General features: G+C 60.7%; 12 protein-coding genes. All 12 read right to left on the bottom strand.

From position 1 onward, the window contains the following. Nucleotides 1-473: 473 nt before the first annotated feature. The 12 genes from SPHV1_RS21175 to SPHV1_RS21120 all read right to left on the bottom strand — a co-directional run bounded on the left by SPHV1_RS21175 (nt 474) and on the right by SPHV1_RS21120 (nt 11,763). Nucleotides 474-1,406 carry a HEPN domain-containing protein gene (locus SPHV1_RS21175; protein ID WP_054947977.1) on the bottom strand — a complete coding sequence of 311 codons (933 nt, stop codon included), beginning with the start codon at nt 1,404-1,406 and terminating at the stop codon, nt 474-476. A 481-nt stretch (nt 1,407-1,887) separates the two neighbouring features. Continuing rightward, on the bottom strand, nt 1,888-2,487 hold the full coding sequence (locus tag SPHV1_RS21170; protein WP_054947976.1) for a GntR family transcriptional regulator: 600 nt from the start codon (nt 2,485-2,487) through the stop codon (nt 1,888-1,890). Further along, the gene (locus SPHV1_RS21165) at nt 2,484-3,341 is read right to left on the bottom strand and encodes a phytanoyl-CoA dioxygenase family protein (RefSeq protein ID WP_054947975.1); all 858 of its coding nucleotides are present in this window, start codon (nt 3,339-3,341) and stop codon (nt 2,484-2,486) included. Before SPHV1_RS21165 ends, SPHV1_RS21170 begins: the two co-directional genes overlap by 4 nt. Beyond that, nucleotides 3,331-3,957, bottom strand: a complete 627-nt coding sequence (locus SPHV1_RS24650) for an acyl-homoserine-lactone synthase (protein WP_082431098.1) — start codon at nt 3,955-3,957, stop codon at nt 3,331-3,333. Before SPHV1_RS24650 ends, SPHV1_RS21165 begins: the two co-directional genes overlap by 11 nt. A gap of 97 nt (nt 3,958-4,054) precedes the next feature. After that, a complete protein-coding gene (locus SPHV1_RS21155) occupies nt 4,055-4,828 on the bottom strand; it encodes an autoinducer binding domain-containing protein (RefSeq protein WP_082431097.1) in 774 nt (257 codons plus the stop codon). Between the two features lie 254 nt (nt 4,829-5,082). After that, nucleotides 5,083-5,496 carry a hypothetical protein gene (locus tag SPHV1_RS21150; protein WP_054947972.1) on the bottom strand — a complete coding sequence of 138 codons (414 nt, stop codon included), beginning with the start codon at nt 5,494-5,496 and terminating at the stop codon, nt 5,083-5,085. After that, nucleotides 5,493-7,586 carry a conjugal transfer protein TraG gene (locus SPHV1_RS21145; protein WP_054947971.1) on the bottom strand — a complete coding sequence of 698 codons (2,094 nt, stop codon included), beginning with the start codon at nt 7,584-7,586 and terminating at the stop codon, nt 5,493-5,495. Before SPHV1_RS21145 ends, SPHV1_RS21150 begins: the two co-directional genes overlap by 4 nt. Before the next feature lie 28 nt (nt 7,587-7,614). Continuing rightward, a complete protein-coding gene (locus SPHV1_RS21140; protein WP_054947970.1) occupies nt 7,615-9,360 on the bottom strand; it encodes a DUF3363 domain-containing protein in 1,746 nt (581 codons plus the stop codon). 232 nt (nt 9,361-9,592) lie between these two features. After that, on the bottom strand, nt 9,593-10,318 hold the full coding sequence (locus SPHV1_RS21135; RefSeq protein WP_231634797.1) for a lytic transglycosylase domain-containing protein: 726 nt from the start codon (nt 10,316-10,318) through the stop codon (nt 9,593-9,595). A gap of 4 nt (nt 10,319-10,322) precedes the next feature. Next, a complete protein-coding gene (locus SPHV1_RS21130; protein WP_054947969.1) occupies nt 10,323-10,655 on the bottom strand; it encodes a DUF736 domain-containing protein in 333 nt (110 codons plus the stop codon). Further along, nucleotides 10,646-11,245: a conjugative transfer signal peptidase TraF gene (gene traF, locus SPHV1_RS21125; protein ID WP_054947968.1), complete on the bottom strand. Its 600-nt coding sequence runs from the start codon at nt 11,243-11,245 to the stop codon at nt 10,646-10,648. Before traF ends, SPHV1_RS21130 begins: the two co-directional genes overlap by 10 nt. Continuing rightward, nucleotides 11,242-11,763: a DUF2840 domain-containing protein gene (locus SPHV1_RS21120; RefSeq protein ID WP_054947967.1), complete on the bottom strand. Its 522-nt coding sequence runs from the start codon at nt 11,761-11,763 to the stop codon at nt 11,242-11,244. The genes traF and SPHV1_RS21120 overlap by 4 nt, the downstream gene beginning before the upstream one ends. Between the last annotated feature and the right edge of the window lie 118 nt (nt 11,764-11,881).

Raw genomic sequence — 11,881 nt, 5'->3', positions numbered from 1 at the left:
TTTACTCCGCCGTTGACACCAGAAGGTTCGTCCATTTCATTTCCGCAGGGCGAGGCCTTCGGGAAGGCGACCCAAACTTGGGCCGCTTTCTTTATCGACAAACTAATCAGGCTATCGCGTTCAATACGGCCCAGAGGGCGTCCTCTGAGACTGGCTTTCGTCGAAGTTGACAGAGCCTACTCTCGCCGCACCACAATTCAGCAGATCTATTGGGACTTTCTTTGTGCGCATTAACTAGCGCCGCAACCGAATCCGCAGCCTTGAACGTAATTACCTCTTCAGGTCTGCTGTCGGTCTCAAGCAGGATTAGCCTATAGAGCGGCATCGATTCCTCCCCCGCGTAGACGCCATCTACGCGTGCTCCCAAAAGAATCATTTCCGCATTGGCGATATTGTCGTGCAAGGAAGATGCGCGCAACAGGCAATTGGCCTCGAAAGAGGCAAATCGAAAATTTTGAACCCTGTCCTACTACCTAAGCGGCCTGGCCTTCGGCTTTGGCGCGAAGAGCTGCAAGCTGTTCAAGGCAAATCTCGTGAACGGCGCGTCCCAGTTCTTCCACGCGCTCACCAAGCCAGGTGAGTTCTTCCTCACTGATACGATAGTGCTTGGAATACCTCGCCTTGACGTAAGCTTCTTTCAGCTTCTCGAACATCGCGCGCTCCTTGCGCGTCTCGCGGGGCCAAGCATAGACAAGCCTGAGATCCAATCGTTCAGCCTGCGTTCGCAGAAATCCGAGATTGTGGACATGTGGCGTATAGAATGTACAGACCAGTAATAAGCAGTGATACAGACTCTCTGTCGCCTGGTGATATAGAAATGCCGCGCGCTTATGGCGTCCTTTCTCGAAAAGATGAGATGCACTTTCAGAAAAATCTGTTGCCGATGACATCCAATCGTCAAAGTACTCCTGCGCCATCTTTAGAGCCTGCTTCGGCGTCTTCGGCTTGGGCGTATGCAGCTCGGTATCGTCACTCTGGTAGAGCGCGATGCCGTCCTGCGCGACATCCATGAAGAAATAGCGGCCATGCGCAAGACCGTCGTTCACCTCTTGGAGCGAATGGACGATAAAATTGACGGGTGTCTTGAGCGTTCCGGTCAGACCATATTCACGGTTCAATCGGTCATCCAGCTTCGACCAGTATTTGGCACGATCGGTCAGGCGTTTGTCACTGACGATAATGAGCAGATCGTAGTCCGACTTGTAGCCCTTGGCCGTGTGCGGCTCGTCAACCCAACCGCCGCGGGCGTAGGAACCATAGAGGACGACCTTGAGGATGCGGCCCTTCTTCTTCCACTCGTGCGAGGCGAGCGCGAAATTGTCCTCGAACTCCTCGAAGAGGATCTGCACCACGCGTTCGATCTCGCGCTGCTTGTGGGCCGGAAGGTGGTCAAGGCTCGTTTTCATGGGAAACGCATCATACCCTGTGCCGGTGCGCGAGCCAACGGTTCTGTCCAGAATACAATGTTTGAACCTCATCATTCTGCATTACGGCTGAGCATCATGATCCGGAGCGTCGCCGCGCATCTATATCCCTCGATTCAGACCGAGATCTTTGCGGACTCGTCGGAAATGTGAAGGAAACCGCGATATTTTTACATATTAGGCAACCGTGCATAGCGACAGGGCAATTCCTTGGCACGCGGCGATCCAGGCGCTCAAATCCAATTAGGATCTGCTCACCTTACCTCGCCCCAAGGCGGTCGAGCGCGCCGCGATCCTCAAGGCCCCGACCCATGCCCATCGCTATTTGGCGGCGCGGAATGGGCGAACAGCGACTACGCCTAACCGGCGAACTCTACTCGATATGCTGTCAGTACTGGACGCAATGTCGCGGATCCCTGCCGCCGACCTGCGATCTTCAGTCGTTCGCCGGGCCTTGTCACCATCAAGACGACAATTGTGCAACCAGGTCCCGCGCCGCGTCTTTGCGTCTGCGGTGGTAACGCCGCAGCATGTCCAGCAGCTTGGCGCTGTGGCGAGCAGCGCTCACCTCGTTCCATATGCGCGCGATCTCGTCAGCGCTTTCGCCGAGCACGGCGGCCTCATGCAACTGCGTTCCATGGAGCCGAGCTGCGATCGCGACCACCAACCTTTCCATTTCGGTGTTTCCGGACAATGCCGCGATCTGGAAGAAGACGAATTGGGTTCGGGCCGCATGGTCGCCTTTCGGCAGATCGACCGGCAAGTCCTGATTGCTTGGCGCGCACAGTTCCACCGACTTCTCAAGGGCAAGCAAGTTGAGGTCCAGAAGATCGCACAATTTCGCTTCCGTCATTTGCGGCACAAGGAAGCCCAAACCTGGAACAAGATCGACAAGATACTCGCCCACAAGGCGATTGAGGCTGTCGCGGACCGGCGTAACGCTGACACCGAGATCTTGCGCAAGCTTGGCCGTCTCCAACCTCTGGCCCATCGGCCAGGCACCGACAAGCAATCGCTGCCTGATCGCCTGGTAAGTGGGCTCCAGGACATTGGCAGGACTCATTGCTCGGCTCGGCGCGAATGCGCAAATTCGGCGACCATGCTTGCCTGATCAGGGCGCAAGGCATCAATGGCCGGCAAATGGGTGGGAACCTCACCATGCAGCAGGACCGACGGGCACTGGCCTTCATAATTGCCGAGATTGGGCCGATGCTGGACGTAACCGGCAAGCGCCGCGAGTTCGGGCGAGAAACTGCACGCCACTTGAGGGGGATAGGCGAGCCAGGGATTTTCATAGGGCTTCAGCCAGCCAAGGCTGTAGCCGACGATGACGGCACGGCGCGGGTCCGCACTGCAATTTGCGCCGGCACCATGTGCCGTCGATCCCAGGAAACAGATGGCCGCGCCCGGCTTGCCCTGCGCAATAATCGGCTGACCAAGATCCGCGCGCGTCATGCCCAGCGGTCCATGGCTACCCGGATAGATCTGCGTACTGCCATTTTCCCTGGTGAATGGGTCGAGCGGCCAGATCACGTTGAGCAGATATTCATGCGCGCCCTTTGCGCCAGACCACATGTCATGGTCACGGTGCGGGACCTGACAGACTTCGCCCGGATGGATCTCGATCGCCTGGGCGACATTAAGTTGGATGCGATCGCAGGCTTGGCCGAGGACAGTTTCGGCGAGCGCGAGAATACCTGGATGCAGGACCAATGGCTCCATGTGCCGCGAGCGTTTGAGCAAGCCGCCGAAGCGCTTGGTGCGATGGCCATAGAAGTCGCCCTCGCAAAACGGCGTCGCCGCAAAAACCGGATCGAGATCGGCTGCAAGCTTGTCGATCGTGCCGGTATCGAGTGCATCGGGAATGATGCAATATCCGTTCTGGTGGATTTGGCGGGTCCAGGTCTCAACACTCATTGGCCGCCCCCTCTCCTGCGACGAGCTTGAGCGTGCGCGGCTGATAGATCCCTGCTGTACGCAGTCCATCTAAAGTGCGCTCATCGATCCGGATGTGCAGGGCGATGAGCTTGCGCCCTTCAAGAAGGGCAATTCGGCCAAGCGGGGAACAGTGCCAACCAAAGCGCATGACCTGCTGGAACCAGGCCAGATCGGCAACGCCTGTGTAATCGGTGATGCCCGTTTCGAGCGCATGCTCGGCAAGGGCGGTGACGAGTTGGTCGCGCGCCAGGCGGCGTTCGGCAGCGTTCTGGTGTCGATCAAGACAGAACCGGGTGATTTCACGAACGGTTGGGCCACTGGGCAACGGCCCGTCACACAAAAAAGGGTAAAGTTCATCCAGCAGGTGCGGTCGGTCAGTCTTCAGCAGCCGGGCGGAGGAACGGTGCCGGCCCTCGCCATCGAGCATGATCATGTATTCGGCATCCACACCGTCGAACCGATCCATTTCATACTGCTCGGCGAGGACCGGCAGATCCCATTTCAGAAGGTCGACGAAAACCTCCTTGCGTGCGGCGAACATGGCGCGAAAGGCTTTGCTTTCGAGCGCGCGCGGCGCTCGAACCCTGCTTGGCATAGCGGCTATCCTTATGACGGGGTGGAATAGTCCGCTGATCAGATCATGCCCGCGCCTACGAAAACATACCAAGATATGGGGAAGGCAATGCTGTTTCCTAACCAGTCGCGGCATGGCCTGAATGGGTTCGAAACCACCGCAAGATGTCGCCCGGGCCAAGCAGCCCTTCAGCGATAGCGCAGGCAAGCACTGACTGGCTGGCATCGACACCGTAGCGTTCGCGGGCCATCTTGAGGTGCTGGTTCACGGTCTCAACGCTGATCCCCATGATGATTGCGATAGCGGCCGCCGGTTTGCCGCGCCCCCACCAGAGGAGGCATTCGAGTTGGCGATCAGTCAGTCCGGGACTGGAAGCCGAAATATTTAGGCCAGCGATCTTGCGCGCACTTGCCAGAGCGACCCCGCCAAGTAGGTCGGCGACTTGCAACATCTCGACAGGCAAGGCGGCATCGGGCCTGACAACGAACGTGCAAGATCCGCTGACACCGCCGGGCAAATGGCGCGGCACGGTGAACCCGTCTCCTATTCCGTACTCGCGGCTCAGGCCCAGGATCTTGTGATCACCGCGTACCGCACCGGTCGTTTGGTATGAAACACCCCAGGGAAAACTGGTGAACGAGCTTTCGCAGGTTTGCCGTACCGGATCTCGGGTTGCCAGGCCAAGAGATTGGTACACCCTGGCCCATTCAGGCGGATAATCATGGACAAGAAAAGCGTCATTCTCGTTGCTTGCACGACAATCATCGTAGTCCAGTGCAAAATGATCGAAACTCATGTGCCGCGTGGCATTTCCAAGAGCGGTAAACAGGGCGCTGCGCGAAGTCGCGCTGGAGACTTCTGACATGAGTTTTTTGGCAAGAATAAGAGGCATGAGAATCGCTCGACCGCAGGAGCGCTTCCAGCCCGCTATCCTGGCAGATCGCCTGTTTTGCCCATCGCCCCGGTTTTCCTCCGGATTGATCGGCGTCCGACATATGGCCTTTCAGCTCTGTACCTGAACGACTCATTCGTTCGTTCGGGTTGCCTCGACCATTGCAATTTATGCTGCACACGCGAAGTCAAAATTCTGTAACAATTCAACCGCTACGCGATAGGGCGTCATCGCCCATAGGCAGATTCCCCGCGTCATCGGTCGATATCGCGCGACAGTTCGTCCCTGAGCCTGGGTCCTGCCTCCATCTTACGGCTGAGCGACTGGATGAAGGCATGCCAACGTTTCCTCCCACTGGCCTGCGCTGCCTTCAGCGCCTCATCGGGCAATGGCGGATTGCTGGTCAGCCAGAAACGGATAAACAGGGCCAGGGTCTCGTTCGTCAGCTCGACGTGCCATTCGAGACGATCGAGCTGGCGCGACATGCGGTCAAGTCGCTTGGTCAGGATGGCTTCGATACGCTCTTCGTGATCGGGAGATAGCATCGATGCCAGCGCCGCCTCGACGACGTCGGTGCGGGTGACCTGACGGGCACGGGCATGATCATCGAGCAGGCGCGAAAGCTGGGCATCGAGGCGAAAGGTATGTTTGACGTGGGGCTTTCTCATAGTTCGATTCCATCATCGGGATCGAGGGATGCCCTTCGCGCATTGGCCGTCACGGTCCGATCAAGCGCCTGGCGGTTGCGGACGACATCATTTTCCGAAGTGTCCTCGTCGAACTCAAACTCGTTCTGGACCGCGACCAGCTCAGGGGCAATCTCTTCGTGCTCCGGCAGATCAGGCTCGCGGCGGATTCCACTGTTCGCAGGATCACCCGAGTTCTTCGTTTTGGCCCGTTCACCTTCGAGTGCCGGCTCTGAACCTTCGGGTTCCGGTTTCGAGTCTCCGCAACCATCTGTGGCAGCCACTGGCGAGTCTGATGAAGGAATGCGATCCTTTGATGGATCCTTGGACGAAGGCGGCGATTTGACCGGCAAAGGGGCGGACCAATCATCCCTAGGGATTTTGGCGTCTACATCAGCTTGCGGCTCGGGCGGCGATCCGACACGCTCGGTGAAACGCGCGTCCGTGAAATAGCGCGCTTTGTGTGCCCGGATCGGCGGCAAGCCTGCGACCATTACGATTTCTTCGTCGTCCGGCAATTGCATGACTTCGCCGGGCGTGAGCAATTGTCGGGCAGTTTCAGTGCGAGATACCATGAGATGGCCAAGCCACGGCGAAAGACGATGCCCGGCATAGTTCTTCATGGCCCTCATTTCGGTTGCGGTGCCCAGCGCATCGGAAATCCGCCTTGCGGTACGCTCGTCGTTGGTCGCAAAGCAGACGCGCACATGGCAATTGTCGAGGATGGCGTTGTTCTGGCCGTAGGCCTTCTCGATCTGGTTCAGCGATTGGGCAATGAGGAAGCTCTTGATCCCGTATCCCGCCATGAAAGCGAGCGCGCTTTCGAAGAAGTCGAGCCGGCCGAGTGCGGGAAACTCGTCGAGCATCAGCAGCAGGCGCTGACGATTGCCGGCAGGTTTGAGATCCTCGGTCAGGCGCCGCCCGATCTGGTTGAGGATCAGGCGCATGAGCGGCTTGGTGCGGCTGATGTCCCCTGGTGGAACGACAAGATAGAGCGAGACGGGCGCTTGTCCCATGAGATCCGCGATCCGCCAATGCGAAGATCCTGTCACCTTGGCGACAACCGGATCGCGATAGAGGCCAAGGAACGACATCGCGGTCGACAGCACGCCGGACCGTTCGTTCTCGCTCTTGTTGAGCAATTCCTGTGCCGCCGCGGCGACAACCGGATGCACGCCGGCTTTCCCGAGGTGCGCCGTCGTCTTCATGATCCGCAGCGCAGTTTCAATGCCGCGGCGCGGATCGGATAGGAAAGCGGCAACGCCGGCCAGGGTCTTGTCCCGCTCGGCGTAGAGCACATGCAAAATGGCTCCAACAAGAAGCGCATGGCTCGTCTTTTCCCAATGGTTGCGCTTTTCCAGGCTCCCTTCGGGGTCAACGAGGACGTCGGCAACGTTCTGGACGTCGCGCACTTCCCATTCGCCTTTGCGCACTTCGAGCAGCGGATTGTAAGGCGAGGACTTGGGGTTGGTAGGATCGAAGAGCAGGACCCTGCCATGGCGCGCGCGAAAGCCGGCGGTGAGCTGCCAGTTTTCACCCTTGATGTCGTGAACGATGCAACTGCCCGGCCAGGTCAGCAGCGTCGGAACCACAAGCCCCACACCTTTGCCCGAGCGCGTCGGCGCAAAACACAAGACATGTTCGGGACCATCGTGACGCAAATACTCTGCGTCCAAACGACCAAGCACCACGCCGTCATCGCCCAGGAGCCCGGCACGGCGGATGTCCTTCTCGCTTGCCCAACGCGCCGACCCGTAGGTTTCGGCGCGGCGCCTTTCGCGCGCGCGCCAGATCGACATGCCGATCGCGGCCACGATCGAGAGCAGTCCGCCCGAGGCAGCGATGGCCGCGCCCTTGAGAAAGACATGCGGCGCATAGGCATCGAAGCTGAACCACCACCAGAAAAAGGCCGGAGGCAGATAGACCGGGTAGGATCCGATCACAAACCAGGGCCGGCCCAGTTCAGATTGATAGGCAAGCGCCGCGGCGGTCCATTGGGTCGCGCCCCACACCGTAAGGAGCACGATGGCCGCGACAGCGGCAATCTGCCCCCACAGGATCCTGTCGTTCATCTTGCTGTTCTCCGGATTGCGTGGGTGATCACAGACCCAGTCCCCTGCTGCGTCCCAATGACCAGTCGACACCGCCGCCAGGCATGAGAGTGCCCGTGATCTGGGTACCCAGATGTTTTTCGAGGGCGGGCCGCCAGGGAACGAGCTGGAAGCTGATCCCCTCGTCGATCATGGCGAAACGACCCGAGGAAAGCGTCACACGCTCGCGGTAGATGCCGCTAACATGTTCCCCGACACCTGCCGGCTTGTGCTCGAGCCCTGTCCGCACAGCGATGGCCTGGGCCATATCGCTGAGTTCGCGTGCGCGCAGGGTCTCGATAAGGTCGCTGGCGAAAAGGAGCCGCTGGCCCTGCCGCCGGGCCAGACCCAGAGATTCAAGATGTGCCCCGCGCGCTTCCATCGCCGCACGCACATCCAGCCCAAAGCCGCTGCCACTCGCTGCCGGTTCACGCGACAAGAGTTGCCGATCGAGCCAGGTAGCACCTGATGCCCCGACCTGCTTGTCGAGTGCGAGGTCGGAGCGCGTTGCCAGTGAGAGGCGCGTTCGTCCCTTGAGATCGTCCCATGATCTGACTTCGACGATCGCGCCTGGCAGTGCATCGCCGGTCATGTCGATGTCCTCGAAGCGCAAATGATGGGTATGTCCGTCTGCGCCGTCGATAACGGCGTAGGCGCTGCCGGTCAGTTCATCATGGAGTCCGCGTTCGACCAACCTGCCAATGATCGGATCGCTCGGCGCCTCGTCATGCAACGACAGGGCGGAGAGATCGAACCGGCCACCGTCGCGGGACATTGCCCTGTGCATGGTCTTGATGATGTCGGTGCGGATGGAAAGATCGCGCAAAGTCGCTTCAGCGCCCGGCTCGATCGACCACAGCCCGCCGCCTTCATTGACCGCTAGCCCCATGTGTTCAAGCCGAGCAGCGCGGCCGACAAGAAGGCGTTGCCTTTCCCCGTCCAGTTGCCCGCCGGGGCGCAGATCGATAAGGCCGCCCGCTTCGTCTGCCAGGCGCTGCAACTGGCGATCGAGGCTGGTCCAGCTTTCGGCATCGACTTCGCGCTCCAGCGCGGTGCGGATTTCGCGTTCGCTGCGCGGCCCCAGTTCCAAGGTCACCCGCTCCTCTGCGCGGGCACGCAGACCGAAGCTAATGTAGCCCTTGTCGATGACGAGATCCTCGCCGGTGTCGGTCACGCCGCGCACCAGGACATGGATATGCGGATTGTCGGTATTCCAGTGGTCGAGCGCGACCCAGTCGAGATCGGTGTCGAGATCGCGGGCCATGTCGCGCATCAACTCGCGCGTGAACGCGCGCAGGTCATCCATTTGCGCGGCATCCTCGGGACTGACGATGAAGCGGAAGTGATGCCGGTCGTCTTCGCATCGCTCGGCGAAAGCATCGCGGTCAGCTTCGTCACTGCCGGCATCGAACATCGAGGCGTCTCGGCCATCCTGGGTGACACCTTCGCGTTCGAGATACGTGATATGGCGACTGAGTGGCGCCGCGCGGAACCGCACGCCCTTGTGCCGGACAACGCGGGCCTTGACGACAACGCGGCGAGCATCGGCACGCAGCCGCACCCGGGCCAGCGCGCGGCGTCCCCGCGCGCGGCTCCCGGCGCCTTTGCGCGGCTTCCTTGCGAGTTGTGTATATCCGGCCCGCGCACTCGCACGGCGGACCTGCGCGGCAAGGCGCTTGCCCCTGCCCGCCGAGCCGCTTCCCCTGTCCCGGCTCGGCCCTGGCCGCGGCCGAAAATGATGGTCGTCACTTGCCATCACACCGCGGCCATATGGCAAGTGATTGAAAGACAATGGATTTCATCAAGGCCGTATGGCTGGATATGCCCTGGGCCATACGCGAAAAGCCCCCAAAACCAACCACATGAGGCCGCGTAGCTGGCCGCCCTTTTATCTCGCGATACGCCCCTGCCCACTTCCGCAACGAGCCCAATCCCGACTTGCAGCCCGCCACGCCTCGCCATGGGCCACCAGAAAGCGCCATAAGACGTCATGGCCGACGTTTTCCGGAAAGAGGAATGAAGAGCGGGTTCGAAAGGGGAAATGCAGCGCCTGTTGTTGCGTTTTCAACGAAAACAGGCACTTGGGTTTGCGTCGCGAACAGCGTCGAACTGCGCCAGGAAATCGACATTGCGGCATGATGCAGTGCAGCCCGTGAAACGCCCTGCCCGCTGATCATGCGGGTGGTGTCGGCGACGTAGGCGACAGTCTCGCGGGGTAGCGGACGACGTCCTGCCAGGTAGGCGTCAACGCGTCCCGGACCGGCATTGTATGCGGCCAGTGTTGTGCCGAGATCACCGTACCGATCGAGCATCATGCGCAAGTAAGCGGCGCCGGCATGGATGCTGGCGCGCGCATCGAAGGGATCGGAACCAAGATCGAATCGCGCCGTCAGTTTGGCCCAGGTGCCGGGCATAATCTGCATCAGCCCCATGGCGCCTGTCGGAGAGATGGCGCGCGGATTGCCCCGGCTCTCGGTGTGCATGACCGCACGGATCCAGCTCGTCGGAATGGCGAAGCGGCGCGAGGCTTCGGCAACGGCGGATGCGTTAGGCTGCACCGGGGCCACATCGGGAGCGGGTCTGCCATCGCCAGCTTCGCGGCTGTCCTGCGCCCGGACCAGTTGCGGCTCTGCGCACAACGATGCACCGGCAAGACAAGCTGTCGCCGACAGCCATGCTGCGCAGGCTCGCATGCCCGAAAACGACTTGTGCATGGGCTTAGCGGCTTTCGTGTGAGGCTGGCCGCGACCAGAGCAGGACATGTTCACCGGCGGCTTGCCCCGATCGCAGCAGGTTGGCGCGCAGGGGATGTGCAAATTGCGGATCGTCGAGCTGCAAGGCGATGTAGGCGCCTGCGCGCTCGCCGGTGCGATCCCAGCCTGCGCCAATTTCGACGCCGGATTCAGAATTCCCGCAGAGCACACGCCACTGCGGTGCGTTTTCCGCGCCCGTGTCCGGCGCAGGAACCAGACAAACCGAAACATCGATCATGACCGATGTGATGCGGCCTTCAAAGCCGTCGGCGGTTTTGCGGAATCGACCTATCTGCATGGGGCGTGATCCTTGGTGGCGGTTGGAGAAGCGGTCGAATGGCCGAGCCCACGCCAGACAAGTGGCTTGTCGGGGGCGTCGCGGGTGAAGAGAGGTTGCGCGCGGCCAATGAGGCCGGCGTTCGGGATCGGCCCGAAATAGCGGCTGTCGAAGCTGTCGGGCGCGGCGTTGATCACGAACAGCGAATGGGGCGGAACCAAACGGCATTCGCGCCACACCGGCAGGGGCCGACCGCTTCGATCGCGCGGATGAGCAACGGCAACGGGCACGGCATCGATGCTGACATTTTCACCGTGTCGGCACACCGTCTGCCCAGGCAGCGCCGCGATGCGCTTCAACATGGGCACGCCGTTTGCCAGGTAGCGCCGCTTGGCCATCTGCTGTGCGAGATCACGAGGCGGCATGATCGCGACCAGGTCGCCGCGTGCGACCTGATTGCCGACCTGCAGGCGATAAAGGCCGATGGGCGCGCTGGCGCTCGCATTCCAGATGAGGCAAGGACGCGGATCGAGCCACGCGACAGTCGCGAAGCCGCCCCCTAATCCACCGGCAAGGAAAAGCGTCAGAATGAAGTATCGGCGGCGTGTCATAGGCCGAGAGCCGTGCGCTTGAGCCAGGCCTCGTGCCGATCCTTCCCGTAAAGGCGAGGCTGCGCGCCGACCGCAATCCTTGCCGAGACATGACGCCAATGATCAGGCGATGCATCGCATGGATCGACGCCAGCGGCTTCCACCGCGTCGATTGCGCGCAGGACCTTCTCGACCTTTGGCCAACCGGTCACGCTGAGCAGAAGCGCGCCGCCGGGGCGCACGAAGGGCACTGTGGTGAAGGCCTCGCCGCGCGCGAGCGCCTGCACGATATCGATGCGCGAGTGAACCGTTCCATAGTTGTTGGCGATCCAGCGCATGAGCGCAAAGACCGCGCCGGGCCTGAAGCGCTTGATGCAGGTATGGCGGCTCACGATCTGCTCACCGGCGACGCGCCCGAAGCGCAGCCATTGCTCGTAGCGCTTCTCGATCCAGGTCAATTGCACCTCGGTGAGCGCCTGCTTGGCAAGCGCGCGGGCAAACGGCGTGAAGTCGGTATCGCCAGTCACTCGGCCCGTCATGCGCAGTCTCCCAAGGATGCGCAGACCACCGCGAAATCCACAGGCGCGCAGACGGTTAGAAAGAATCCGTAGGATTCTGTAATGTTAGGATAGTTAGAGGGGCCTCCATTTGCCGCAG

Origin of the sequence: Novosphingobium sp. KN65.2 (assembly GCF_001368935.1) — a bacterium.
Taxonomy (GTDB): Bacteria; Pseudomonadota; Alphaproteobacteria; order Sphingomonadales; family Sphingomonadaceae; genus Novosphingobium; species Novosphingobium mathurense.
This window is presented reverse-complemented; position numbering and strand designations above follow the sequence as displayed.

Excerpts from the sequence above, each read along its gene's own strand:
- SPHV1_RS21165 (WP_054947975.1), bottom strand. The coding sequence starts at position 3,341 with ATGAGTGTTGAGACCTGGACCCGCCAAATCCACCAGAACGGATATTGC.
- SPHV1_RS21130 (WP_054947969.1), bottom strand. The coding sequence starts at position 10,655 with ATGCAGATAGGTCGATTCCGCAAAACCGCCGACGGCTTTGAAGGCCGC.
- SPHV1_RS21145 (WP_054947971.1), bottom strand. The coding sequence starts at position 7,586 with ATGAACGACAGGATCCTGTGGGGGCAGATTGCCGCTGTCGCGGCCATC.
- traF (WP_054947968.1), bottom strand. The coding sequence starts at position 11,245 with ATGACACGCCGCCGATACTTCATTCTGACGCTTTTCCTTGCCGGTGGA.
- SPHV1_RS21150 (WP_054947972.1), bottom strand. The coding sequence starts at position 5,496 with ATGAGAAAGCCCCACGTCAAACATACCTTTCGCCTCGATGCCCAGCTT.
- SPHV1_RS24650 (WP_082431098.1), bottom strand. The coding sequence starts at position 3,957 with ATGCCAAGCAGGGTTCGAGCGCCGCGCGCGCTCGAAAGCAAAGCCTTT.
- SPHV1_RS21155 (WP_082431097.1), bottom strand. The coding sequence starts at position 4,828 with ATGCCTCTTATTCTTGCCAAAAAACTCATGTCAGAAGTCTCCAGCGCG.
- SPHV1_RS21120 (WP_054947967.1), bottom strand. The coding sequence starts at position 11,763 with ATGACGGGCCGAGTGACTGGCGATACCGACTTCACGCCGTTTGCCCGC.
- SPHV1_RS21135 (WP_231634797.1), bottom strand. The coding sequence starts at position 10,318 with ATGCACAAGTCGTTTTCGGGCATGCGAGCCTGCGCAGCATGGCTGTCG.
- SPHV1_RS21175 (WP_054947977.1), bottom strand. The coding sequence starts at position 1,406 with ATGAAAACGAGCCTTGACCACCTTCCGGCCCACAAGCAGCGCGAGATC.
- SPHV1_RS21140 (WP_054947970.1), bottom strand. The coding sequence starts at position 9,360 with ATGGCAAGTGACGACCATCATTTTCGGCCGCGGCCAGGGCCGAGCCGG.
- SPHV1_RS21170 (WP_054947976.1), bottom strand. The coding sequence starts at position 2,487 with ATGAGTCCTGCCAATGTCCTGGAGCCCACTTACCAGGCGATCAGGCAG.